25 protein-coding genes are annotated in these 24158 nt (G+C 54.5%); 13 read left to right on the top strand and 12 right to left on the bottom strand.

Annotated features, from left to right (window positions below; genetic code table 11):
• Nucleotides 1-15: 15 nt before the first annotated feature.
• The 6 genes from FE848_RS11205 to yegQ all read right to left on the bottom strand — a co-directional run bounded on the left by FE848_RS11205 (nucleotide 16) and on the right by yegQ (nucleotide 6786).
• Nucleotides 16-369: a HesB/IscA family protein gene (locus tag FE848_RS11205; protein WP_200202893.1), complete on the bottom strand. Its 354-nt coding sequence runs from the start codon at nucleotides 367-369 to the stop codon at nucleotides 16-18.
• 13 nt (nucleotides 370-382) lie between these two features.
• Nucleotides 383-1636 carry an aminotransferase class V-fold PLP-dependent enzyme gene (locus FE848_RS11200; RefSeq protein ID WP_200202892.1) on the bottom strand — a complete coding sequence of 418 codons (1254 nt, stop codon included), beginning with the start codon at nucleotides 1634-1636 and terminating at the stop codon, nucleotides 383-385.
• Between the two features lie 5 nt (nucleotides 1637-1641).
• Nucleotides 1642-2931 carry a Fe-S cluster assembly protein SufD gene (gene sufD, locus FE848_RS11195; protein WP_200202891.1) on the bottom strand — a complete coding sequence of 430 codons (1290 nt, stop codon included), beginning with the start codon at nucleotides 2929-2931 and terminating at the stop codon, nucleotides 1642-1644.
• Between the two features lie 12 nt (nucleotides 2932-2943).
• Nucleotides 2944-3732 carry a Fe-S cluster assembly ATPase SufC gene (gene sufC, locus FE848_RS11190; protein WP_200202890.1) on the bottom strand — a complete coding sequence of 263 codons (789 nt, stop codon included), beginning with the start codon at nucleotides 3730-3732 and terminating at the stop codon, nucleotides 2944-2946.
• 41 nt (nucleotides 3733-3773) lie between these two features.
• The gene (sufB, locus tag FE848_RS11185) at nucleotides 3774-5222 is read right to left on the bottom strand and encodes a Fe-S cluster assembly protein SufB (RefSeq protein WP_200202889.1); all 1449 of its coding nucleotides are present in this window, start codon (nucleotides 5220-5222) and stop codon (nucleotides 3774-3776) included.
• A 244-nt stretch (nucleotides 5223-5466) separates the two neighbouring features.
• Nucleotides 5467-6786 carry a tRNA 5-hydroxyuridine modification protein YegQ gene (gene yegQ / locus FE848_RS11180; RefSeq protein WP_200202888.1) on the bottom strand — a complete coding sequence of 440 codons (1320 nt, stop codon included), beginning with the start codon at nucleotides 6784-6786 and terminating at the stop codon, nucleotides 5467-5469.
• A gap of 158 nt (nucleotides 6787-6944) precedes the next feature.
• On the opposite strand from yegQ, the gene FE848_RS11175 reads away from it, so the two are divergent.
• The gene (locus FE848_RS11175; protein ID WP_200202887.1) at nucleotides 6945-7301 is read left to right on the top strand and encodes a helix-turn-helix transcriptional regulator; all 357 of its coding nucleotides are present in this window, start codon (nucleotides 6945-6947) and stop codon (nucleotides 7299-7301) included.
• 3 nt (nucleotides 7302-7304) lie between these two features.
• Here the strand turns inward: FE848_RS11175 and fabB are convergent, their stop codons facing one another.
• From fabB to FE848_RS11160, 3 genes are all read right to left on the bottom strand, one after another.
• Entirely contained in the window at nucleotides 7305-8522 is a 1218-nt protein-coding gene (gene fabB / locus FE848_RS11170; protein ID WP_200202886.1) for a beta-ketoacyl-ACP synthase I, read from the bottom strand.
• Nucleotides 8523-8533: 11 nt separating this feature from the next.
• Nucleotides 8534-9043, bottom strand: a complete 510-nt coding sequence (gene fabA, locus FE848_RS11165; RefSeq protein WP_200202885.1) for a bifunctional 3-hydroxydecanoyl-ACP dehydratase/trans-2-decenoyl-ACP isomerase — start codon at nucleotides 9041-9043, stop codon at nucleotides 8534-8536.
• A gap of 206 nt (nucleotides 9044-9249) precedes the next feature.
• Nucleotides 9250-10434, bottom strand: a complete 1185-nt coding sequence (locus tag FE848_RS11160) for an NnrS family protein (protein ID WP_200202884.1) — start codon at nucleotides 10432-10434, stop codon at nucleotides 9250-9252.
• 126 nt (nucleotides 10435-10560) lie between these two features.
• Here FE848_RS11160 and FE848_RS11155 point away from each other — a divergent pair, with 126 nt between their 5' ends.
• Together FE848_RS11155 and FE848_RS11150 are read left to right on the top strand one after the other, a co-directional pair.
• The gene (locus FE848_RS11155) at nucleotides 10561-10938 is read left to right on the top strand and encodes a SirB2 family protein (RefSeq protein ID WP_200202883.1); all 378 of its coding nucleotides are present in this window, start codon (nucleotides 10561-10563) and stop codon (nucleotides 10936-10938) included.
• A 72-nt stretch (nucleotides 10939-11010) separates the two neighbouring features.
• The gene (locus tag FE848_RS11150) at nucleotides 11011-11610 is read left to right on the top strand and encodes a class I SAM-dependent methyltransferase (protein ID WP_200202882.1); all 600 of its coding nucleotides are present in this window, start codon (nucleotides 11011-11013) and stop codon (nucleotides 11608-11610) included.
• A 21-nt stretch (nucleotides 11611-11631) separates the two neighbouring features.
• On the opposite strand, the gene FE848_RS11145 is transcribed toward FE848_RS11150, so the two are convergent.
• Nucleotides 11632-12447, bottom strand: coding sequence for an ion transporter (locus FE848_RS11145; RefSeq protein ID WP_200202881.1), 816 nt, complete (start codon nucleotides 12445-12447; stop codon nucleotides 11632-11634).
• 104 nt (nucleotides 12448-12551) lie between these two features.
• Nucleotides 12552-13928 carry an MFS transporter gene (locus tag FE848_RS11140; RefSeq protein WP_200202880.1) on the bottom strand — a complete coding sequence of 459 codons (1377 nt, stop codon included), beginning with the start codon at nucleotides 13926-13928 and terminating at the stop codon, nucleotides 12552-12554.
• Between the two features lie 267 nt (nucleotides 13929-14195).
• Here FE848_RS11140 and FE848_RS11135 point away from each other — a divergent pair, with 267 nt between their 5' ends.
• The 10 genes from FE848_RS11135 to FE848_RS11090 all read left to right on the top strand — a co-directional run bounded on the left by FE848_RS11135 (nucleotide 14196) and on the right by FE848_RS11090 (nucleotide 22298).
• Nucleotides 14196-14657: a universal stress protein gene (locus tag FE848_RS11135; RefSeq protein WP_200202879.1), complete on the top strand. Its 462-nt coding sequence runs from the start codon at nucleotides 14196-14198 to the stop codon at nucleotides 14655-14657.
• A gap of 39 nt (nucleotides 14658-14696) precedes the next feature.
• A complete protein-coding gene (locus FE848_RS11130; protein WP_200202878.1) occupies nucleotides 14697-16202 on the top strand; it encodes an MFS transporter in 1506 nt (501 codons plus the stop codon).
• A 210-nt stretch (nucleotides 16203-16412) separates the two neighbouring features.
• Nucleotides 16413-17321 (top strand): urease accessory protein UreD, encoded by a 909-nt coding sequence (locus FE848_RS11125; RefSeq protein WP_200202877.1) that lies wholly within the window; start codon nucleotides 16413-16415, stop codon nucleotides 17319-17321.
• Nucleotides 17322-17392: 71 nt separating this feature from the next.
• Nucleotides 17393-17695, top strand: coding sequence for an urease subunit gamma (gene ureA, locus FE848_RS11120; protein WP_100638258.1), 303 nt, complete (start codon nucleotides 17393-17395; stop codon nucleotides 17693-17695).
• Nucleotides 17696-17706: 11 nt separating this feature from the next.
• Entirely contained in the window at nucleotides 17707-18042 is a 336-nt protein-coding gene (locus tag FE848_RS11115) for an urease subunit beta (protein ID WP_200202876.1), read from the top strand.
• On the top strand, nucleotides 18039-19742 hold the full coding sequence (ureC, locus tag FE848_RS11110) for an urease subunit alpha (protein ID WP_200202875.1): 1704 nt from the start codon (nucleotides 18039-18041) through the stop codon (nucleotides 19740-19742). Before FE848_RS11115 ends, ureC begins: the two co-directional genes overlap by 4 nt.
• 20 nt (nucleotides 19743-19762) lie before the next feature.
• Nucleotides 19763-20311, top strand: a complete 549-nt coding sequence (ureE, locus tag FE848_RS11105) for an urease accessory protein UreE (protein WP_200202874.1) — start codon at nucleotides 19763-19765, stop codon at nucleotides 20309-20311.
• Nucleotides 20301-20996, top strand: coding sequence for an urease accessory protein UreF (locus tag FE848_RS11100; protein ID WP_200203127.1), 696 nt, complete (start codon nucleotides 20301-20303; stop codon nucleotides 20994-20996). The genes ureE and FE848_RS11100 overlap by 11 nt, the downstream gene beginning before the upstream one ends.
• A gap of 31 nt (nucleotides 20997-21027) precedes the next feature.
• A complete protein-coding gene (ureG, locus tag FE848_RS11095) occupies nucleotides 21028-21666 on the top strand; it encodes an urease accessory protein UreG (protein ID WP_200203125.1) in 639 nt (212 codons plus the stop codon).
• A gap of 47 nt (nucleotides 21667-21713) precedes the next feature.
• The gene (locus tag FE848_RS11090) at nucleotides 21714-22298 is read left to right on the top strand and encodes a HupE/UreJ family protein (RefSeq protein ID WP_200202873.1); all 585 of its coding nucleotides are present in this window, start codon (nucleotides 21714-21716) and stop codon (nucleotides 22296-22298) included.
• Nucleotides 22299-22392: 94 nt separating this feature from the next.
• On the opposite strand, the gene FE848_RS11085 is transcribed toward FE848_RS11090, so the two are convergent.
• Complete coding sequence (locus tag FE848_RS11085) at nucleotides 22393-23985, bottom strand: antiporter (protein ID WP_200202872.1); 1593 nt, start codon at nucleotides 23983-23985, stop codon at nucleotides 22393-22395.
• Between the last annotated feature and the right edge of the window lie 173 nt (nucleotides 23986-24158).

The following is a 24158-nucleotide window of genomic DNA, read 5'->3' as shown; positions in this document are numbered from 1 at the left end:
CGGAGAGTGGACGAATCAGCTTATGGTAAAGCTCTCGCCACACCCGCATTCGGCGGTGGCATTTGGATTGCGGAACTGGAACATGGAGTTGACGCCTTCGGTCACAAAGTCGATCTCGATGCCATTCACCATGGCAAGGTGTTCCTCTTTCACAAACACATCAACCCCGTCAATGTGGAATATTCTGTCGTCGGGTGAAGCTTCGTCCACCCACTGGGTTTCGTACTTGAAGCCTGAGCATCCGCTTTTTCTGATCGCCAATCGGATACCTTTGGCGCTCGACGCTTTGTCGAGTTGCTTGCGCACGTGCTTGACGGCACTTGGCGTCATGGTGACGCCTACGGTCGGCGTGAAGACTTCAGCTGTCATGGTGTCTCCTCCATCAGGCAAACAGGCGCTGGATTTTTTGTAAGGCGGTAAACAGTTGTTCCACCTCGTCCAGTGTATTGTAGAACGCAAAGGAAGCCCGGGCTGTACCGGGAACTCCGTAGAAATCCATCAGTGGCATGGCACAGTGATGGCCAGTGCGAATAGCGATGCCTTGCTGATCCAGTAAGGTACCTATATCACTGGGGTGCAAGCCTTCGATTTTAAAGGACATCACGGGAACTTTCTGCTTTGCCGTGCCGATAATGCTCATGCCGGGAACGGTCTCAACCAATTGGTTGGCACGTACCATCAAGGCATTCTCCGCCGCTTCCATTGCCGGCCGGTCCAGCCCGTTAAGGTAGTCTATTGCCGCGCCCAGACCCACCGCCTCGGCGATTGCCGGCGTACCTGCCTCAAATTTGTAAGGCAGAACGTTCCATGTGGTGCGTTCAAACGATACCCGCTCAATCATCTCGCCGCCGCCCTGGTAGGGAGGCATGTCTTCCAGTAGTGCGGCTTTGCCATAAAGCACGCCAATACCTGTCGGGCCAAACAGCTTGTGAGATGAAAAAACGTAAAAATCACAGTCCAGCGCCTGCACATCCGGCTGGAAGTGGGGGACAGCCTGGGCGCCATCTAGCAGGGTGATCACACCGCGCGCCTTCGCCTTGCCCACCAATTCGTTTACCGGATTGATTGTGCCCAGAACGTTGGAAACGTGGGTGATGGCCAGTACACGGGTGCGGTCGCTCAGCAAACGATCAAAGGATTCAAGATCCAGTTCGCCCGCAGGCGTAACCTGAATCGGCACCACTTTTGCGCCAGTGCGCTCGGCAATCATCTGCCAGGGCACAATGTTGGCGTGGTGCTCCATGTGGCTCACCAGAATTTCGTCGCCGGCTTTGAGTTTGGGGGCCAGGCCATTCGCTACCAGATTGATGGCTTCTGTTGTGCCTTTTGTCCAGATGATTTCCCGGGTACTGCCAGCATTCAAAAAGCTGCGAACGGTTTCCCGGGCACCTTCAAATGCGGCAGTGGCGCGGTCGCCAAGGGTGTGGGCACCCCGGTGTACGTTGGAGTGCATTTCCCGGTAATAACGGTCCATGGCATCCAGAACGGAGCGCGGCTTTTGTGCCGACGCGCCGTTATCCAGGTATACCAGCGGTTTTCCATTTACCTGTTGGGACAGGATGGGAAAGTCCCGGCGTATGGCTTGTACATCAAACGCCTTTTGGGTTGCTGTGCTTGCCATGGACAGGTCATTCATACCGGTCAGACCTCCTGGAAGGTTTGATCAAAAAACTGGTTCAGGCGGATTTGTACCGTATCTTTCACGGCATCCACTGGAATCTGGGCAACCAATTCGTTGATGAACGCCATGGTCAGCAGAACATTGGCTTCACGGAGGCCGATGCCACGCGATACCAGATAAAACAACGATTCCTTGTCCAGTTGGCCGATTGTCGCCCCGTGGGCACATTTTACGTCATCAGCGTAGATCTCAAGCTCTGGCTTGGTATCGATCTCAGCGCCAGTGGAGAGCAGCAGGTTCTTGTTGCTCATATTGGCGTTGGACTTCTGGGCGTCCGGATGAATATGGATTCTGCCGTTGAACACAGCGTGGGATTTATCCGCTGCGATGTTGCGATAGGTTTCTTCACTGTCGCAATTAGGCGCTACGTGCTCAATGGTGGTGTGGTTGTCGTAATGCTGTGTGCCCTGGGTTACAACAACGCCGTTGAGCTTGCACTCTGCGCCTTTGCCTTCCAGTCGCACCCTCAGGTCGTGGCGCCGCAGGGGGCCGCCGAAGCCTACGCAGTGGCTCTCGAAGCGGGAGCTACGCTGCTGGGTTACGCCAGTGGCGCCGATGTGCTGTACCTTCTCGCCGTCCATGCTCAGGCGGATGTTGGTAACATTTGCGCCCTCTGCAAGAGTGAACTCGGTAACGGAGTTCACGAACACCGCTTCCTGTCCACTGGAAATAAACTCTTCAACCAGAGTGATCTGGCTGCTTCGGCCTGCTTCTACAAAAATTCGTGGGAAGGCAGATCCGCTGGCGTCGGCTGTCACTTCATGGATGATGAACAGAGGCTGGTCAAGAACCGCGTCTGGCTTCAGGCGAATGAGAAGGCCATCTTCAAAACGCGCAGTGTTCAGCCCTGCAAATTGCACGGCCTTGGCGTCGAGAGTGCTGTCCAGGCGCTCAGCCAGCTCATTGGCTTCGGCCTCAGAAAGATCACCAAAACGCTGGATAAGGATGTTATCCAGATCCGGATACTCACTGGCTTCCGGAATCACAACGCCATTGATAAAGACGACTTTGTAGCCGGGCACAGCAAGGGCGCTGCCTGTTTTACCAGTAGTTGGCAAAGAAGCGGCCATCTCGTCGGTCAGCTTCAGGTACTTGCTGGAGTATTTCCAGTTCTCGGTTTTCCGCGTTGGCATGGGCATATCTACCAAGGCGGCACCACGCTGTTTGCGCAGGGCAAGCAGGGGGGCTGGTAACGCCTGGCCAGCCGGCTGCAGGAACGCGCTGGAAAGAAGACTTGGTGCTGGTTTCATTCCGCTATCTCCTTAATTGGCAGAGTTGGAGAGAGCTGAACTGGCTGCAGTTTCGTCATCCTTGATGCCAAGCCATGCGTAACCGCGTTCTTCCAGTTCCAGGGCCAATTCACGGCCGCCAGACTTCACAATCTTGCCTTCGGCCAGAACGTGAACAAAATCAGGAACAATATGGTCAAGCAGGCGCTGATAGTGAGTTACCATCAAAATGGCACGGTCTTCGGCACGTAGAGCATTAACACCGTCAGAAACAACCTTGAGTGCGTCGATGTCGAGGCCAGAGTCAGTTTCGTCCAGAATGGCCAGCTTTGGCTGCAGCATCAGAGCCTGCATGATTTCGTTACGCTTCTTCTCGCCACCGGAGAAGCCTTCGTTCACGCCGCGCTTGAGAAATGCAGGGTCAAGATCTACCTGCTTTGAAATTTCCCGAGCCATCTTCATAAACTCAGCGGCGTTCATTTCTGACTCGCCTCTGTGGTGGCGCAGGGCGTTTACCGATGTGCGCATGAACTGCAGGTTGCTGACGCCCGGAATCTCTACCGGGTACTGAAACGCCAGGAACACACCATCCCGCGCCCGCTCTTCAGTCGCTTTCTCAAGCAGGTCCTCACCATGCATGGTGACGCTGCCAGACGTGACTTCAAATGCGTCGTTGCCTGCAAGCACCTGGGCCAGCGTGCTTTTGCCCGAACCGTTCGGGCCCATGATGGCATGTACTTCCCCGGCTTTGATCTCCAGGTTGATGCCCTTGAGGATTTCTTTGCCCTCAACGGAGGCGTGCAGGTTTTTGATGCTCAGCATTTGTGGCTTCTCTCTTTAATCTGAAAATCTGTGTGTGTAATTTAACCAACAGAACCTTCAAGGCTAACTTCAAGAAGCTTGCCGGCTTCAACCGCAAACTCCATAGGAAGTTCCTTGAACACGTCCTTACAGAAACCGTTAACGATCATGGAAACGGCCCGCTCCATATCAATTCCGCGCTGGCGGCAAAGGAACATCTGCTCGTCGCTCACTTTCGAGGTGGTGGCCTCGTGCTCAACGATGGCGGACTTGTTCAGGCTCTCAATGTAAGGGAAGGTGTGTGCACCGCACTGGTCTCCGATTAACAGCGAGTCGCACTCGGTAAAGTTACGAGCGCCTTCGGCACGGGGACCAAATTTGACCAGGCCGCGATAAACGTTGGAGCTTTTACCGGCCGAAATACCCTTGGAGATGATGGTGCTGGTGGTGTTCTTGCCCAGGTGAATCATCTTGGTGCCAGTGTCGGCCTGCTGGTAGTTGTGGGTAAGCGCTACAGAATAGAATTCACCAACGCTGCCTTCACCACGCAGGATACAGCTGGGGTACTTCCAGGTAATGGCCGAGCCGGTTTCTACCTGGGTCCAGGAAACTTTGGAGTTCTTGCCGATACAAGCCGCGCGCTTGGTCACAAAGTTGTAGATGCCGCCTTTGCCGTTCTCATCGCCCGGGTACCAGTTTTGTACGGTGGAGTACTTGATTTCGGCATCGTCCAGAGCGATCAGTTCAACCACCGCTGCGTGAAGTTGGTTCTCGTCGCGCATCGGGGCGGTACAGCCTTCCAGATAGCTCACGTAACTGCCTTCGTCGGCAATAATCAGTGTGCGCTCGAACTGGCCGGTGTTTGCCGCGTTGATGCGGAAGTATGTGGACAGTTCCATGGGGCAGCGAACACCCTTGGGCACATATACAAAGGTTCCGTCTGAGAAGACTGCGGCGTTAAGGCCGGCAAAGAAGTTGTCAGTATGGGGAACAACAGTGCCGAGGTATTTTTGCACCAGTTCGGGGTAATCGCGCACGGCTTCTGAAATAGAGCAGAAGATAACGCCTGCTTTTGCCAGTGGCTCTTTGAACGTGGTGGCCACCGAAACAGAATCAAATACTGCATCAACGGCTACGCCGGCGAGCTTTGCGTGCTCGTGCAGTGGGATGCCAAGCCGCTCATAGGTTCTCAGCAGTTCGGGATCTACCTCATCAAGACTCTGAGGCATGTCTTCTTTGCGCTTCGGGGCTGAGTAGTAGGAAATATCGTTGTAATCGATTCTTTCATAGCCCAGGTGAGCCCAATCGGGTTCTTCCATTTCAAGCCAGCGACGATAGGCCTTGAGGCGCCATTCCAGCATGAACTGAGGCTCTTTCTTGATTTCAGAAAGGCGGGTGATCACGTCTTCATTCAAACCGGGCTCGAAGGTATCTACTTCGATGTCTGTTACGAAACCGTGTTCGTATTCCCGTTTGATCAGTTCGTTCACCTCTTTGTTGGCGGTCGTCATGATCGTCGCTCCGTATTCTCTCTCGCGGGCTCTGAGGCCCTTTGATTTGCCGGCAACCAAGACTGGGTTGCGGGGCCTGATCTGTAGCTTGTGGATCGTAATTGTACAATACCAGACTAAATTAGTCAGGTATTAAATGTAAGGATGATCAAGTATATCGTAATACACCCGCCAGACGCTAAGTCTGGCGGGTGTAGCACGGGTTTGATAAGCGTATATACGGAGCTGGAAACGCAGGGTGGCGTTAGCTTTCAGGCGGCAAGATACGGGTGAGGTAGCTGTATTCCAAAGCTTCCGGAGTGCCGGTTGGGCGGGGGATGCGAACGATATGTCCACTACCTGGAGCGCAATCCATACGCACGCCATTGCGGTTTTCCATGGCTGGAATTGAGAACTGCAGGTTGCCAGAGGGAGTGATCAGTTCCATCTGGTCGCCGGGGGCGAATTTGTTTTTCACATTGATGGTGAGCCATTGCCCGTCATCATCGGTGATGGTGCCCACAACTTGCTGAGTGCCCAGATAGGACGAGCCACGTTCGTAGGTCTGGTATTCCTGTGGCATGTGCCGGCGCAAAAAGCCTTCTGTGTAGCCTCGGTTGGATAGTGCCTCCAACTCATTCATCAGGGTCATGTCAAAAGGTTTACCCTGTGCCGCCTGATCAATGGCATTGCGGTAGACCTGAGTAGTGCGGGCAACGTAATAGGTGCTTTTAGTGCGGCCCTCGATTTTCAGGGAGTGAACACCCATGGCAGCCAGTTCCGCCACGTGCTGCACGGCACGCAGATCCCGGGAGTTCATGATGTAGGTGCCGTGCTCATCCTCATAGGCAGGGATAAAGCTGCCGGGCCGGTTGGGCTCTTCCAGCAGAATTTCTTTCGGCTCAAAACTTTGAACATCACTTGCTGCGGATGTGGCAATCAGGTCGCCGGTTTGGTCCTGGGTGTGGGCAACTTCCTTGTAGTTCCAGCGGCAGGCATTGGTGCATGCGCCCTGGTTGGCGTCTCTATGATTCATATAGCCCGAGAGCAGGCAGCGACCGGAGTAGGCCATACACAGAGCGCCGTGAACGAATACTTCCAGTTCCATTTGCGGAACCCGTTCGCGAATGTCGCGGATTTCACCCAGAGCCAGCTCCCGGGAAAGAATCACCCGGCTGATGCCTTGCCGTCGCCAAAACTCCACTGTTGCCCAGTTTACGGCATTGGCCTGCACCGAAAGATGAATGGGCTGATCTGGCCACTTTTCCCGAACCAGCATAATCAGGCCCGGGTCTGACATGATCAGTGCGTCTGGTTTGTATTCCAGCACCGGTTCCAGATCCCGCAGGTAAGAGCGTACCTTGTCGTTGTGGGGTGCAATGTTCGACACCAGGTAGAATTGTTTGCCCAGTTCATGGGCGCGCTGGATACCGGAACCCAATGCTGCGGTGTCTTTAAAGCTGTTGTTGCGTACTCGCAGGGAGTAGCGCGGCTGGCCGGCGTAAACTGCATCAGCGCCATAGGCGAATGCGGTCTCCAGATGTTCAGGGGTGCCGGCGGGTGCCAGCAGTTCCGGGATGTTCATGTGGGCTCCGGGTAGATCAGTGGTGGGCTATTTTGCCGCAGGCTAACGTGTATTCCCTTGATCCTGCTCAAACGTCTTATTGATTGTTTTCAGCTAACATGTGTACGCTGTAACTTGGAGTAAGCAATTGGATAGTTATGAATCTGGAGGGTAAAAAGATGGCGTCAGGCCCCCTGAGCCAAGACGTGGCGCGGGTTTCATTAGGTAATAGAGTGAGTTCGCTGATCAGTATTCAGCTTGCCCGGGGCAAGGTGGGCGTTGAGGTGGTGGCATCTCAGTTGCACATGAGCCGATATACGCTTCACAAGAAATTGAAGCGTGAAGGTTTGACCTTTGCCCGCATACTTGAGGATGTGCGCCGTAAGCAGGCGCTAACTTACATGCAGGATAAAACCAAGCCGCTGGTGGAAATTGCCGAGCAGCTTGGGTTTTCAGAGTTAAGCGCGTTCAGCCGGGCATTCAAACGCTGGATGGGCACTTCCCCGGCTGAGTATCGCTCTGTCAGGCTGTCCTGACGCTTAGGCTTGGAACTTTTTGAATACCAGTGTTGCGTTGGTGCCACCAAAACCAAAGCTGTTACTCATGACGAGATCCAGGTTCTGGTTGTCGAGCCGCTCACGCACGATTGGGTAGCCTTCGGCACCTTCATCGAGGTTCTCGATGTTCGCTGAGGGCGCAATAAAGCCATCCCGCTGCATGATCAGGCTGTAGATCGCTTCATGAACACCGGCTGCGCCAAGAGCGTGGCCGCAAAGAGGCTTGGTAGAGCTAAGTGGCGGGATTTTGTCGCCAAAGGTTGCTTTCAGGGCCTTAAGTTCAGTTACATCACCAGCGGGTGTGCTTGTGCCGTGAGTATTGATATAGCTGATCTCACCATCCAGGTTTTTCATAGCCTGGTGCATGCAGCGAATAGCGCCTTCACCGCTTGGGGCAACCATGTCGGCGCCGTCTGATGTGGCTCCAAAGCCAACCAGTTCGGCAATAATGTTCGCGCCGCGAGCTTCTGCATGCTCCAGGGCTTCAAGCACCAGAGTGCCGCCGCCGCCAGAGATTACAAAACCATCCCGGTCTGCATCATAAGTGCGGGATGCTTTTTCAGGCGTGTCGTTGTACTTGGTTGAAAGTGCACCCATGGCGTCAAACATCAGGCTCAGAGTCCAGTGGATATCTTCGCCGCCGCCTGCAAGCATCACATCCTGGCGCCCCAGGGCAATCTGGTCAGCGGCGTGGCCAATGGCGTGTGCGCTGGTGGCACAGGCTGAGGTAATGCCGTAGTTGATGCCGGTGATGCCAAATGCCGTTGCAATGGTCGCGTTGATTGAGCTGCCCATGGTACGGGGCACGCGATATGGCCCAACGCGGCGAATACCTTTGGCGCGGTGAGTGTCGATTGCATCGAGAAGCTCAACCGTTGACGCGCCGCCGGTACCAAACACAGCGCCAGTGCTGTTAGCTGTGAGGTGCTCTTCGGTCAATCCAGCTTGCTCAATCGCTTCGCAGGCTGCGAGATAAGTGTATGCAGCAGCCGGGCACATGAAGCGCAAAAGCTTGCGATCAATCAGCTCAGGCAAATCCAGGTTGATTTGCCCGCAAACGTGGCTGCGCAAACCGTTGTCACGGGCTTCTTCACTGAAGGCGATCCCGGGAATGGACTCCTTCAGGGAGCGAGTGACTTCTTTTTGATTGGTGCCAAGGCTGGAGACAATCCCCATGCCGGTGATAACAACACGCCGCATCTTGTTAACTCCTAGAAATCATCGGTGGAAGTGAACACGCCAACCCGCAGGTCTTTGGCTGTGTATATTTCTTTGCCATCCACTTCCATACGTCCGTCGGCAATAGCCATTGTCAGCTTGCGCCGGATTACACGTTTGAGGTCGAGGTAGTAGGTTACCTTTTTATTGGTCGGGAGAACCTGGCCGGTGAACTTGACCTCTCCTGCGCCCAGCGCGCGGCCCTTGCCTTCGCTGCCGCTCCACGCCAGGTAGAACCCAACCAGTTGCCACAAGGCATCCAGGCCCAGGCAGCCAGGCATAACCGGGTCATCCACAAAGTGCACTTTGAAGAACCAGAGGTCGGGATTGATATCCAGCTCTGCCACCAAGCTGCCTTTGCCGTAGATACCGTCATCTGTGCCTATGTGGGTGACGCGGTCAACCATTAGCATCTCATCAATGGGCAGCCGCGTGGCGCCCGGGAAAAGTTTGCCATGACCACACTTAATCAGGTCTTCCTTGTCAAAATGATCCGGGTTCATAGTGCCATCGTCTCTGTTACAGAATGATTTATTGTTACTTTAGCTGTTATTTCGAGAGTCGCTATTGACCATTAGTGGATGATTAACGTTTAAGGTTTGCAGTTGCAAGCCCGAGCTGCTCTCCGGGGGCGGTCAAAAAAATAAAAAAAGCAGGCTACTGCGAGCCTGCTCATGCATCTAAAACTTCAGGAAACCTGGCCAGGGCGTCAGCCTGCACGGCCATCCGGTCTGGGGCTTGCAAGTATTTTCGTGTAGCGCACCAGGAACATGCCGAAGGCGAAAACCCAAAGCAGGCTGCTACTGCCAATACCGGGATGCCAGGGAATGATATCGAAAGCCGTGAGAACACGAACCACTGCCGCGAGTTGCAGTGCAATAAATGCCACAACCATGCCTTTGGGTAGCACCAGGGGGCGGCCAGTGTGGCCGAGAGTCACCCTCGCGATTACACCCAGAATCAGGCAGCCAATAGCGCCAGTTCCCGCTGCATGACTCCAAGCGTTAGATGGCCAGCCGGAGAAAATGGTGCCGGCCAGCAGGTAGAGTGACACCGGGACCCAGAGAATAGAGAGATGAAGAACCCACAACAGAGGCTCTTTGCGAACGAGCCAGCCTTTCCAGTTAGCCAGTCGCACCAACACAAGAGAGCCAGCAATGATCGCCAGAATGCCTGTGATGGCTTGCCAGCCGGTTACCAGCGACGCCATAAGCAGAATCATGGAAAACAGCGAAGCCATATCGAGCGCCGGGATGTTTTTTACCGCGTCTGCATTCAGCCCTCGCTGGCGCAACCAGCCAGTAGTGAACGCCGGCGTTATTCGCCCACCCACAATGCTGATAAGCGCCATAGCCGCAATCAGTGCTCCGTGGCTGTAAGTCATATCCAGGCGGGTAACAAAGCCAATTTGCATCAGCCACAGCAAGCCGAGAACCACCAGAAGCATAAGTTGGCGTTTTTGCTTGGCCTGCCAAACCCGCCACCCGGCATCCAGCATCACCAGCGGTAGAAACGCCAGGTTTACCCCTTGCACTAGCCATTCTGGCAGATCTGCGCCAAATGCGAGCAGCAGGCGCCCGGCCAGCCATACGCCCCAAAGCAGCATCAGTCGGAACCCGTGGGTGCGTTCGGTCTGAGTCCAGACGCAGACAGCTGTCAGTAAAAAGCCGGCAATAGCAGCCGTCAGAAAGCCAAACAGCATCTCATGCTGATGCCAGAACAATCCCGGCATGGCCAGCGGCATGCTGACGGCGCCTGTTACCTGCAGTACCCAGAGAGGAATGGCGACAATCGCCAATACCGTCATGGACAGGAAGAAGATTCGGAACGGGTAGCCGAAAAGCTGGTTGAAGCTGGCGGGCCCAGCTTTTTGGGGTGTTGAAGTCGCTTGCATGTTGGTTCCTGTCAATACATATATGTTAGTTATATGTTAAGCGGCTGTGAGCAGAATTAACATACCCGGTTAGGGGTATCTTTGCGTACAATGCCGCTATCGTTTTGATTCACAATGGAATGGTTTATGAACTCATACATGATTTTGAAGCACCTCCATATGACCACAGCCTACCTCACGGTTGTCTTGTTTTCACTGAGGCTGTTGATGGACGCTGTGGGGCGCCCCGGCTGGCGTATGACTCCACTGCGCTGGATTCCCCACGCTAACGACACAGTACTGCTGGTTGCGGCGATCAGCCTGCTGTTTGTGGGTGGTTGGAACCCGCTGGAGCAAGGCTGGCTTCTGGCAAAAATCGCATTGTTGCTGGGCTACATCGCTGCCGGACTATTCGCTTTGAAAGTGACCGTCTCGCGCCCGATTCGCGTTGTGGCCGCAGTATTGGCCCTGGTGCAGGTATCCGCTATTTTCCACCTTGCCATGGCCAAACCCGTCTTATTTTGATTCATTCAAGGTACGCAATACCCGAGCCCAAACCCCGTGGGCCAGTATCCTGACAGTTATATGGAGCAAGCAATGTGGGACGAGCGATTCAGTAGCGAACACTTTGTATACGGAGAAGAGCCAAACTCCTTTCTTGTGGAGCAGTGGAACGCATTCGAGCTGGATAAAAGCAAAGGCAAAGTGTTGTGCCTGGCAGAGGGAGAGGGCCGAAATGCCGTATATCTGGCAGAGCGAGGGCATACTGTAACCACGGTCGATTTGTCTGAAGTCGGGCTGCAGAAATCTGCCCGGCTTGCTGCCACTCGTGGCGTGGAGCTGGAAACCGTGCATGCCGATTTGGCAACCTATACCCCGGAATCAAACACCTGCTCGGCGGTTGTCATGATTTTTGCCCACACTCCAACCGATATTCGCAAGCGTTCGCTTCAAATCGCAAAAGACGCGTTGCGAAGCGGTGGCCATTTGATTCTGGAAGGCTATACAGAAGATCAAATTGGGCGAGGCACTGGCGGGCCGGGCAATAAAGCCATGATGTTCAGCAAGCAGGAGCTGGAACAGTTTTTTGAGCCCGAGGAAATACTTCTTTCCCGCGAACTCGTCCGTGATATTCGTGAAGGCCCACTTCATGATGGTGAAGGGGCTGTGGTTCAGTTTGTGGCTCGCAAGGCATAGATCGGGCGGCTTGCCGCCTCTCTATCTCTCCAGCTTTTTTGACAGCTCGTCCAGCTTGCGCTGAACCGAGTGGAGCTGCTGAACAATCTCATCCCGCTCGTCGTGGGCTTGCTGGGCCTGTTTGGCGTTCTGCTCTTCGCTCATCACTTCCAGAATCGCTCCAATCATCATGTTCAGGAACACGAAGGCCGTGAGGAAAATGAACGTCAGATAGTAAATCCAGCTTAGGGGGTATTGCTCCATGGTTGCGTACATCACGTCTGTCCAGTCCTCAAACGTGGCCACGCGGAACAGCGTGAGCATGGAAATTGCGACATCACCCCAGAGATCCTCATCCACTTTGGCAAAGAACATCGAACCCATGGCGGCATAGATGTAAAAAATAATAAACATCAACAGTGCAATGTAACCCATGCGTGGGATGGCTTTGAGCAGGGAGTTGATCAGAAAACGCAGCTCCGGCACCACAGAGACCAGACGCAATACCCGGAAAACCCTCAACAATCTTCCAAGCAAGACCGCCTCCGAGTTATCCAGAGGAATCAGGCTGCCAATCACCACCAGTGTGTCGAAGACGTTCCAGCCGTCCATGAAGAAGCGGCGTTTGACCGGGCTGGCGGCAAAGCGGAAAAGAATCTCGATCAGGAAAAACAGGGTGATAGCTGTATCCATAACGCCCAGTGACTGCTCCACCAGTGGTGGTAAGTCATAGGTTTTCGCGCCTATGGTCAGGGCAGACAGGATGATGATGGCGATCACTACGCCCTGAAAAAGCGTGCTGGATTCAATACGGCGCAACTGGTTGAAGCTGGCCGAGGGAGAAAGATCCAGGGACATGGGGGTTACTGCTCCAGGTGAAATCGGGAGTGCGAATTCTAAAGGCACTGCCAGCGCTGGAACAGTACTGTTACAGAGATTTCAAGAAACTCGCACCGAACCTTTTATTGCGGGGCTGATCCTGTGCCGCCTTTCTGGCTGTGTTTGCGGTTCAAGGGGTAGAAGAGCTGAGGTGATGCCAGTTCCGGCAAGTCGGTTTGCTCCTTGTTTGCGGCCCACTCAACGCGTTCGGCTGAACGAATGGCGTAATGCATCCAGGCGAGAGCAGCGGCGGCAATTATGAACATCAGCATAAAGCAGCTCTGCCAGATGCCGGTAACGTCGTTCAAAACTCCGAAAGTGAGCGGCAGAATGAATCCACCCAGTCCGCCGATCATCCCCACCACGCCACCAACAGCGCCCACATGCATGGGGTAGTAAACCGGTATGTGCTTGTAAACCGCTGCCTTGCCCAGAGACATGAAAAAGCCCAGGGTGAAAATCAGAATAATAAACACCGGCAAGCTCATTTCCAGTGTAAAGCGCACGTCGCCGTCGATGCCGTGTACCACATAATCAGTAGGGGGGTAACTCAACAGGAAAGTGCAGATGACCGACGCAATAAATGTCCAGTACATCACGCGTCGAGCGCCGAAGCGGTCAGACATCCAGCCCCCAAGAATACGGAACAGGGAGGCGGGAATGGTATAGAGGGCCGCGATCATGCCTGCGGTTGTTATGTCCAGGCCGTAAACGCCAATCAGGTAGTGGGGCAGCCAGAGTGCCAGGGCCACAAAGGCGCCAAATACGAAGAAGTAGTAAAGCGCAAAGCGCCAGACCCGAAGATCCCGCAGCGGCTCCATCTGCTCCATAAACGAACGTTGTTGCTCGTCTTTTTTTCGGCCTGCAGAAACAGGGTCTTCTTTTGCCAGAATGATGAAGGCAATGCCCATAACCGCCAGCACAGAGGCATAGATCTGGGCGGTGGTCTCCCAGCCAAAAGCCACCAGCAAAAAGGGTGCACCAAAGTTGGTTACAGCAGAGCCGACGTTGCCTGCACCAAAGATGCCCAACGCTGTGCCCTGTCGGGAGGGGGTAAACCAGGCTGCTGTATAGGCTACGCCCACAATAAACGCGCCACCGGCAAGGCCCACACCCAGAGCACCAATCAGCAACATCAGGTAAGTGGTGGCGAAGGTGAGCAGGTAAACACAGGCCGCCGTGGTCAGCATGAGGATGCCGAATACCCAGCGCCCGCCGTACCGGTCCGTCCAGATACCAAGAAACAGCCGGCTGATTGAGCCAGTCAGAATAGGGGTGGCCATAAGAAGGCCAAGCTGGGTGTCAGATAGCCCAAGATCTTCCGCAATGCGGATGCCAATGATGGAGAAAATGGTCCATACGGCGAAACACAAAGTGAAGGCCAGCGTGGAAAGGCCAAGTGCGCGGTACTGCTGTGGTTTGGTTGGCGAGATCATTACTGCGGCCTTGTCTGTTTGCATATACGGGCCATTGTTCAGAGCCTCTATAACAATATCAAAAGCGGCTTTTTCCGTGTGGGGGCATTGGGGGTACCTCCAGCAGGGTGGGCTGGTGGTAGGTGCCGACAGGGATTTGCTGTCAGGGGGTAGAGCTTCGATTGCTCTGGTGGGGTATCTGGCGCTGTATTTGACTTAAATCAAATATGCGCCACTACTGAGTGTGGGCTAATACTGAGTAATATCAATTGGCGCTGTGCCTGTGTGGCACTTTTGCCTTCGGAGACTGCTATGAAAATCATGATTGCCTACGACGGCTCCAGGAACGCGAAGCTGGCGCTGGTTCAGACGATTACGATGTTTCGCGAACTGAAGCCTCAGATCATCCTGGTGGCTGTGGCGGAAAACCCCAGAGACATCACGGCCAGCAATGAAGACATGTTTCAGGAGGAGTTAGAGGAACTCAAAAACCATCTGCTTGAAGCGCAGGGGGTTTGTGAGAAGGAGGGAGTTTCTTCTGAAACGCTGCTTCTGGAGGGCGACGCTCGAAAAATGCTGCTATATGCCGCTGACAGCAAGGTTAAGCCCGACATGCTCATCATCGCTCGCCACAGTGATGAGGTTGACGGCGGCTTGATCGCCCGCTCGCTAACTTACTTTGTGGATGAGTTGGATTACATGACATTCGGTAAAGTCAGCTCGTTTCTGGCTCGCCGGGTGCAATGCCCGCTACTTATCCTGCCCAGCCGCTAAAAGCCACTGGCACTGAACTGGAAGCCCCCGGAGGCTGAAATGAGAGTTGCAGACGTATTCCACTTCAAAAATCCAGAGATTAAGGCATTACACCTGACCTGGATAGCATTTTTTATCACATTTTATGTGTGGTTCAACATGGCGCCACTGGCGTCCAGCATGCTCAAAAGTGTCGATTGGCTGACCCCGGACGACCTTCGCCTATTCGCCATTTGTAACGTGGCGCTGACGATTCCTGCTCGTATTCTCGTGGGCATGGCCCTTGATCGCTTCGGCCCGCGCCGGGTGTTTTCCATACTGATGATTCTGATGTCGATTCCGGCACTCACCTTCGCCTTTGGCGACACCATGACCCAGTTGCTGGTCAGCCGTTTGGTGCTCAGCTCCATCGGTGCGAGCTTTGTGGTGGGCATTCACATGACCGCCATGTGGTTCAAACCCCGGGACATTGGTTTTGCCGAGGGTTTCTACGCTGGTTGGGGTAACTTTGGTTCTGCTGCTGCAGCACTGACTCTACCTACTATTGCGCTGCAAATGTATGGCGGCGATGACGGCTGGCGCTGGGCTATTGCCCAGAGCGCTATCGTGATGGCGCTTTACGGCGTGTACTACTGGTTTGCTGTTACCGATGGACCTGCAGGCACCGTACACCGCAAGCCGCGTAAAGCGACTGCGCTGGAAGTCAGCACCTGGGGTGACATGGTCAAACTTATTCTGTGGACCATTCCCTTGATTGGTGTTCTGGCAATCCTTGTTTGGCGCATCCAGAACATGGGCTACCTGAGTGTGACTGGTGCGATCATTGCCTACTCAGTCATTGTTGCCATCGTGCTTTATCAGATCGTACAGATTCTGCGAGTAAACGTACCTATCCTGAAAAAGGGTGTGCCTGAGGACGACAAGTACCCGTTTAACAGCGTTGCTGCGTTGAACAGTACCTACTTTGCCAACTTTGGTGCAGAGCTGGCAGTGGTTTCCATGTTGCCAATGTTCTTTGAAGAAACCTGGAGCCTGAGTGCCGCTGCTGCGGGTATGGTTGCTGCCTCCTTTGCTTTTGTAAACCTGGTGGCTCGTCCTATGGGTGGCATGGTTTCAGACCGCATGGGTAACCGCCGGTTCGTGATGCTGAGCTACATGCTGGGTATATCCGTTGGCTTCGCACTGATGGGCTTGCTCAACTCCAGCTGGCCGCTAATCATTGCGGTAGGTATCACTGTATTCACTTCATTCTTTGTGCAGGGTGCAGAGGGTGCAACCTTCGGAATCATCCCGTCAATCAAGCGCCGCTTAACCGGGCAGATATCGGGAATGGCGGGTGCATATGGCAACGTAGGGGCTGTGGTCTACCTGACTATCTTCACCTTCGTAACGCCTAATCAGTTCTTCTTCATCATTGCAGGTGGCGCCTTTATCAGCTGGGTACTTTGCTTGATGTGGTTGAAGGAGCCTGAGTCTGGCTTTGCTGAAGAGTACGATGTGTCTTCTGTAGATCTTCAGATCGAAGAGGAGGAGCGCCAGCGCCAGGCAGCAATGGGCAAGGCGTAACCTGTTGAGGCAGTAACTCAGTAAAGTTGTAATCAGCACCAAAGCCCGCCGGGAGTGATCTCGGTGGGCTTTTTTTTGGTTGATAGCTCCCCCGCAAGTGGACGTTCAAAATCCTTCTGCTAACTTGAAATGATGCCTATGCACACATTGAAAGGTGGCTAAAAACCAGTGGACGTCGTCGCACTGGCTTCATAACAAGGATTGGATAGCATGACGACTCTATCTTTTATGCCTCTGAAACAAGGGGCTGTGGTGGATTCCGGGCATCGTTTTGATGCCAGTCGCCACTGGGCCGCCTCCCTCACACTGGGGTTCTGTGCCCGCGCAGACGGTGATGTCAGCATCACCCGCATGACGACAGCTCGCCACTATGGCCCCCTGCGGGTTCAACGGCCGTTTTATCCTGAAGGACGTGATGGCTGCTGCCACGTTTATCTTTTACACCCGCCAGGCGGCGTAGCCAGTGGGGATTCGCTCAATATAGATGTCAATGTCGGGGAGGGGGCTCACACCCTGTTAACTACACCCGCCGCGAACAAACTTTATAGAGCCGACAGCAACGGTGTCGCCTGGAGCCAGCACACCCAGCTTAAAGTGGCTAATGGTGGGACGTTGGAGTGGCTGCCCCAGGAAACTCTGGCTTTTGATGGCTCCCGAGGTGAGCAAACTCTCATTATTGATCTGCAAGACAACGCCAAATGCCTGGGCTGGGAGATTCTCGGCCTTGGTCGCCCGGCGAGCGAATTGCCGTTTGCAAGCGGCTATCTGGAGCAAGGCTTTAAACTCACCCGAAATGGCCGGCCGCTGTGGCTGGAACGCCAACGCATTGATCCTGGCCATCCGCGGTTTACCGGCAAATGGGGCCAAGGCGGCGCCACGGTTCACGCCACCATGTGGGCGGTAGGGCTGAGCGATCCTGAAGAAGCTGTTCAAGCGCTGAGAGAGCACATGCAGGCGTCCAGTCACTGGGCTGTTACCTGTCGTCGCGGAGTGATTTTGCTGCGCTATCTGGGCACTGAGCGTAATCAGGTGTGGGATCTGTTTCAGCAGGCGCGGGATCTGCTCCGGCCGCGCCTTACAGGCCACAAGGCTATTGTACCGAGGATCTGGCTGACCTGACTGCTCATGCTGAAGCTGTCGTACGGGTACAGGCCACTAACACAATAATATCGACAACAACGGAGTTAGTGATGGAATTAGCACCAAGAGATAAAGACAAACTGCTGTTGTTTACCGCTGGCCTGCTTGCTGAGCGCCGCAAGGAAAAAGGCCTCAAATTAAACTACCCGGAATCAGTCGCGCTGATCAGTTGCGCCATTATGGAAGGTGCCCGCGAAGGTCGTACTGTGGCGGATATGATGAGTGCCGGCCGCGAAATACTGACCCGTGACGATGTGATGGAAGGCGTTGCCGAGATGGTTCAGTCCGTTCAGGTAGAAGCAACCTTCCCCGACGGTACCAAACTGGTCACCGTCCATAACCCCATTGTCTGAGGAGGCACGCCATGATTCCTGGTGAATATCAGTTGAAGAGCGAAGACATTGAGCTGTGCGTGGGGCGGGAAAGTATTTCTATGAGCGTCGCCAACACCGGCGACCGCCCAATACAGGTCGGCTCCCATTATCACTTTGCAGAAACCAACCCCGCTTTACGTCTGGACCGAAAAAAAGCATACGGCTATCGCCTCGCCATCGCAGCGGGTACAGCGATTCGTTTTGAACCTGGCCAGACCCGCGAAGTGACATTGATACCCTATGTAGGTTTGCGCCGCATCTACGGTTTTCGTGGCGAAGTGATGGGCCCTTTGGATAAGAACCCGAACGAGGGAGCAAAATCATGAAGATTTCCCGGCAAGCTTATTCAGACATGTACGGCCCTACCACCGGCGACCGTATTCGCCTGGGTGATACGGAGCTGTGGATCGAAATCGAAAAGGATCACACCCATTACGGCGAAGAGGTGATGTTCGGTGGCGGAAAGGTTATTCGCGATGGCATGGGCCAAAGCCAGCGCTGTGATGATGCCGTAATGGATACAGTGATCACCAATGCGGTTGTTATTGATTGGTGGGGCATAGTTAAGGCCGATGTGGGGCTGAAAAACGGTCGCATTGCCGCCATCGGCAAAGCCGGTAACCCCGACACCCAGCCCGATATTGACATAGTTATTGGTGCCGGCACTGAAATCATCGCCGGAGAAGGCCAGATACTTACCGCGGGCGCTGTCGACACTCACGTTCACTATATTTGCCCGCAGCAGGTTGATGAGGCCTTGATGAGCGGTCTTACCACCATGATTGGCGGCGGTACCGGGCCGGCAACGGGTTCCGTTGCGACCACCCACACTCCTGGCCCATGGCACTTGGGTAAAATGATGCAGGCGGTGGATGATCTGCCTATCAATATAGGTTTTCTCGGTAAAGGCAGCGCCAGTACGCCAGAAGCGCTGGAGCAGCAGGTGAAAGCCGGAGCCATGAGCCTGAAAATCCATGAGGATTGGGGCGCTGCGCCGGCCTCGATCAGCAATGCACTGGATGTAGCGGATCGCTACGATATACAGATTGCCATCCATGCCGACAGCCTGAACGAGTCCGGTTTTGTCGAGGACACCCTGGCTGCCTTCAAAGACCGTTGTATTCACACTTACCACACAGAAGGTGCAGGCGGTGGCCACGCGCCCGACATTATCGTTGCCTGCAGCCTGCCTAACGTGCTGCCGTCGTCTACCAACCCGACCCGGCCATATACCATCAACACTGTTGATGAGCATCTCGACATGTTGATGGAGTGTCATAACCTGGACCCCAACATCCCGGAAGACGTGGCTTTTGCGGATTCCCGTATTCGTCGTGAAACCATCGCCGCTGAAGATATTCTCCACGACATCGGCGTGATCTCCATGATCTCGTCAGACTCCCAGGCTATGGGTCGCATTGGTGAAGTGGTCTGCCGCACCTGGCAAACCGCCCACAAAATGCGGGTTCAGCGAGGCTTGCTGCCGGAGGATCAGGAACGCGGTACCGATAATTTTCGAGTGAAGCGTTATATCGCCAAATACACCATCAACCCAGCCATTACTCACGGTGTTGGCCATGAGGTTGGCTCTGTGGAAGTGGGTAAGTTGGCGGACCTTGTGCTTTGGAAGCCCGCCTTCTTCGGCGTTAAGCCATCGATCATCCTCAAGGGCGGCATGATTGCAGGCGCGGCCATGGGCGATCCCAACGCTGCCATCTCCACGCCACAACCCGTGCATTACCGGCGCATGTTTGGGGCTTTGGGCAGGGCGGCCGCAGCCACCCGAATGACCTTTGTAAGCCAGGCGGCAATGAACACAGGGCTGGAAGAAAAACTGGGTCTGAAGAGCCCGCTGGTGGCTGTTAAAAACGTCCGCCAGATGCGCAAGAGTGATATGAAGTTGAATAGCGCCTGCCCAAAACTGACGGTTGATCCGCAAACTTATGAAGTTCATGCAGACGGCGAGTTACTGACCTGTGAACCCCTCACAGAAGTGCCACTGGCTCAGCGCTATCACCTGTTTTAACCGTTTGTAAGGACATCAAAATGCTTGAGTTAACACAAAGGCTGGATGGCAGTTCTGAAGGAGAGATCTACGACACTCTGACCCTGCCATACGAATTACGCATCCGGGGTCGGTTACGGGCCAAGACCGATAAGGGGCGCGACGTGGGATTATTCCTTGATCGTGGTCCTGTGCTGCGTCATGGAGATCTGTTGCGCTCCAGTGGTGGCGAGACAGTTCGTGTTTGTGCTGCTGATGAGTCGGTCACAACCGCCTATATTGAAAATGGATTGCCTTTGGCGCGTCTGTGCTACCACCTTGGCAACCGCCATGTAACGCTTGCCCTGGGTGTTGAGGCAGACGGGCGCCACTGGGTCAGGTTTCCGCCAGATCACGTGCTGGAAGAGCTGGCCCAGCTGTTGGGGGCAAGCCTGGAGCACCATCTGGCGCCCTTTGATCCTGAGTCCGGTGCTTATGCCCATGCGGGGCGCGAGCACTCACATGGTCACGGGCACTCCCATAGCCATTCTCACCGTCACGACCATTCCCATGGTCATAGCCATGATGAAGAGCATAACCATGCACACTGACAGCCAGCCCACCGTGCCGAGCGACTTGGCGTTGCTTGGGTTGATGCAACTGGTCAGCCCGGCTTTACCGATAGGAGCTTTCGCCTGGTCGCAAGGCCTGGAAAGCGCCTTTGAAATGGGGTGGGTTCGAAACGAAGAGGAGTTGGGCGAGTGGTTGGAAGGCGTTCTTGAGGATGGCTTGAGCCGGTGCGAGTTGCCGGTGTTATGCAGGCTACACAACTGTTGGGCCAAGGGTGATAGCCGCGGACTTGCATACTGGAACGATTGGTTGCATGCCAGCCGGGAAACCGCCGAATTGAGTGACGAAGGAACGCGGTTAGGGCTGGCATTGCTTCGCCTGCTGACCAGTTTGAAGCTTGAGCCGCAGGCTGACCAGCTGCCGGAACAGCCGGATTACGTGACGGTGTTTGCCTGGACGGCTTTCCAGCGACAAGTGCCAGTGCGCCATAGCATGCTCGGGTTTGTGTGGGGGTGGCTTGAAAATCAGCTCGCCGTTGCCTGTAAGGCAATGCCTTTGGGGCACACTGCAGCGCAACGCCTGAACGAACAGCTACGTCCGAAGCTTGTGACTGCGGTTGAAACCGCATTGTCGCTACCTGACGAACAAATGGGCCCAATTCTGCCGGGGCTAGCGCTTGGCAGTGCCCAGCATGAAACCCAATATTCAAGACTATTCCGAAGCTGACGGCTTTGAGTACACAGAGGGACAAACAACGATGAAACATTGTTTACGAGTAGGTGTTGGTGGGCCGGTGGGTTCCGGGAAAACGGCCCTGTTGCGGCAGTTATGCAGTGCTTTGAAAGATCACTACGACATAGCAGTAGTTACCAACGACATCTACACCCGTGAAGATGCCGACTTCCTACTTAAACACGAGGCTCTGCCTGCGGATCGCATTTTAGGAGTGGAAACAGGAGGCTGCCCGCACACGGCTATCCGTGAGGATGCGTCCATGAACCTAGCAGCCATTGATGATCTCCAGGCGCGCCATCCAAACCTGGAGCTTGTGTTGGTGGAATCTGGCGGAGATAACCTTGCAGCAACGTTCAGCCCGGAGCTGTCGGATTTGACCCTGTACGTTATCGATGTTGCGGCTGGCGACAAAATTCCCCGAAAAGGCGGCCCCGGCATTACCAAGTCAGACCTGCTGATCATCAACAAGATCGACATTGCTGAATACGTGCATGCTTCGCTGGATGTGATGGAGCGGGATTCCAGAAAAATGCGAGGTGATCGTCCCTTCGTATTCACCAATCTGTACGACGGTGTTGGCCTTGAAGAGATAATCAGCTTCATTCTGAAACAGGGCATGCTGCCCGAACGTCGACCTGAAAAACTCACCGATACCGCCTGAGTGTACACAAGCCTGACAATAAACGCAGAGAATAGACGGAGAGTACTATGACCAGAATAACCAAGTTGCTGATGACCGTTGGTTTGATGTTGACTGCTACCCTCGCTGTGGCGCACCCGGGTGAGGCTGGCCACACCCATGGCGGTTTTCTCAGCGGGTTGTTGCACCCGATGTTGGGCATAGACCATTTGTTGGCCATGGCCGCCATTGGTTTCTGGAGCGTTCGACAGAACCGGGTCATGAAAAACGCAATACCGTTATTTGTAGTGGGAGGCATGGTGTTGGGCGCAGCTATCGCCTGGGGTGGTGTTAGCCTGGTGGGTGTGGAAACCGGCATTGCCATGTCGGTGCTCCTGGCCGGAGTGCTGATTGCCACCATGGCAAAACTGCCAACGGTTGTCGGGGGCGCTTTGGTTGCTCTGTTCATGATCACCCACGGTTATGCGCACGGCACTGAAATGGCTGCAGGCTCCAGTTTGGTGGCATACATGGCCGGCTTCGTTGTGGCTACTCTGGCGATTACCTTTGTGGGGCGTGGTTTGGGAACCTTGATGTTGAAGGCCGATAACCGTGTTACCCGTGCATTGGGTGGAGTGGTTGCTGTTGTAGGCGGTGTGTTGGCTGCAGGCTGATGTCTTTGGATAGTTAAAGCATTCCAGCCACACTAAAAAGCCCGCCGGGGATATCCTCGGCGGGCTTTTTTTGTCTGCGGTTTAGCTGGGCGCTTTAAGGGTTCTTGATGTATGCGCCTTTGCGCAGGTAGAACCACCAGTTAACGACCAGGCACAAAGCGTAGAACACTGCGAACCCGTACATAGCCACTTCCGGAGTGCCCGCCTGAATCTGCTGACCTAGCAGCTTGGGCGCAATAAAGGCACCGTAGGCGGCTATGGCGCTGGTCCAGCCAAGTACCGGGCCCTTCTGCTGCTGGTTAAAGATATAACCAATGCTGCGGAAGGTAGAGCCGTTGCCGATGCCGCTGGCCGCGAACATCACAATGAACAGGATCAGGAACAGGGCAAAGTAGCTGTTGGGGTCGGTGGAGTTGTAGGCCAGCATCATCACATAGCCAGTCGCTACAGAGGCCACCACCATTACCACCGAGATGATCTGGGTAACGATAGAGCCACCGAACTTGTCGGAAATCCAGCCACCTACAGGGCGAATCAGAGCGCCTACAAAGGGTCCCATCCAGGCCCAGGTCAGTGCGCTCGGTGCATTCGGGTTAACAACGCGGGTTACAGTGCCGTCGGCAGCCACTTCCATCATGTTGCCGAAGATAACGCCTATAGACAGTGGCAGCGCAGCAGAGAAGCCAATGAACGAGCCAAAGGTCAGAATGTACAGCACGGTCATCGACCAGGTGTGCTTGTTGCTGAAAATGGCAAACTGGTTCTTGATGTTGGGCTTGATGTCGCCGGGGATCAGACGCAGAAGAACCACAGTCAGAATGATGGTTAGCGGCAGGGCCAGCCACATGTTCATTACTGTGAGGGCCCAGACACCGATTACCGAGGTGAGAATGCCCACACCGTAGAGACCAAGTATTTTGCTGAAGGCAGACACAGGGTTGCCCGGGTTAGGGGTAACGACCTTGAGGTTGTTCATGCCAAACCAGCCGGCAAAGGCCAGGGGAATGAGGAATACCAGCCAGATAAAGCCGGCGTTCTGGATCCAGGTGTCGGTGCCGGCTTCAATACGGCCGATGAGGGTTCCGCTTGGACTTTGCAGTTGCATAGGGTCGCCGGCCAGGACTCCGAATATGCCGACTGTCATCACCAAAGGGATCAGAACCTGCATGGTGGTAACGCCAAAGTTACCGAGGCCCGCATTCATGCCAAGACCATAGCCTTGCTTGCTTTTGGGGTAGAAGGAGCTGATGTTGCTCATAGAGCAGGCAAAGTTGCCGCCACCGATGCCCGAGAGCAGGGCAAGAGCCTGGAACACGATGAATGGAGTATCGGGATTCATCAGTGCAATACCGGTGCCCGCAGCGGGTATCATGAGCAGCGCAGTGGTCAGAAAGATGGTGTTGCGGCCACCGGCAATCTTGATCATGAACGATGCCGGGATCCGCAGAGTAGCACCGGACAAGCCGGCAATCGCCGAAAGAGTGAAAAGCTGTTCAATGGTGAAGTCAAAGCCCAGGTTTTTCATCTGGGTTGTGATCATTCCCCACATCAGCCAGACGGCAAAGCCCATCAACAGACTGGGTATGGATATCCACAGGTTACGGGAGGCAATACGTTTGCCTTCCTTTTCCCAGAATTCATCATTTTCGACATCCCAGTGCTCGATGTCGGCGTTGGTTTTAGCCATAAGAATACTCCTCGGTTAGCCTGCCCGGTGCCGCATGGGGCGCGGTTTGCGGGCTTCTTGTTACCATTGTGCAAAGTGATGCACCTGACTAATCATGATATTAGTCAAGGAAAAAAATTTGGCAGCGAGGTGTGCCGGGACGCTTGATGCCCGATGCTGGAATTGGCGTTATT

The sequence above is a fragment of the Marinobacter sp. 1-3A genome (assembly GCF_016597775.1).
In the GTDB taxonomy this organism is placed as follows: domain Bacteria; phylum Pseudomonadota; class Gammaproteobacteria; order Pseudomonadales; family Oleiphilaceae; genus Marinobacter; species Marinobacter xiaoshiensis.
Note: the sequence above shows the minus strand (reverse complement) of the source record. Positions and strands in the feature narration are given on the sequence as shown.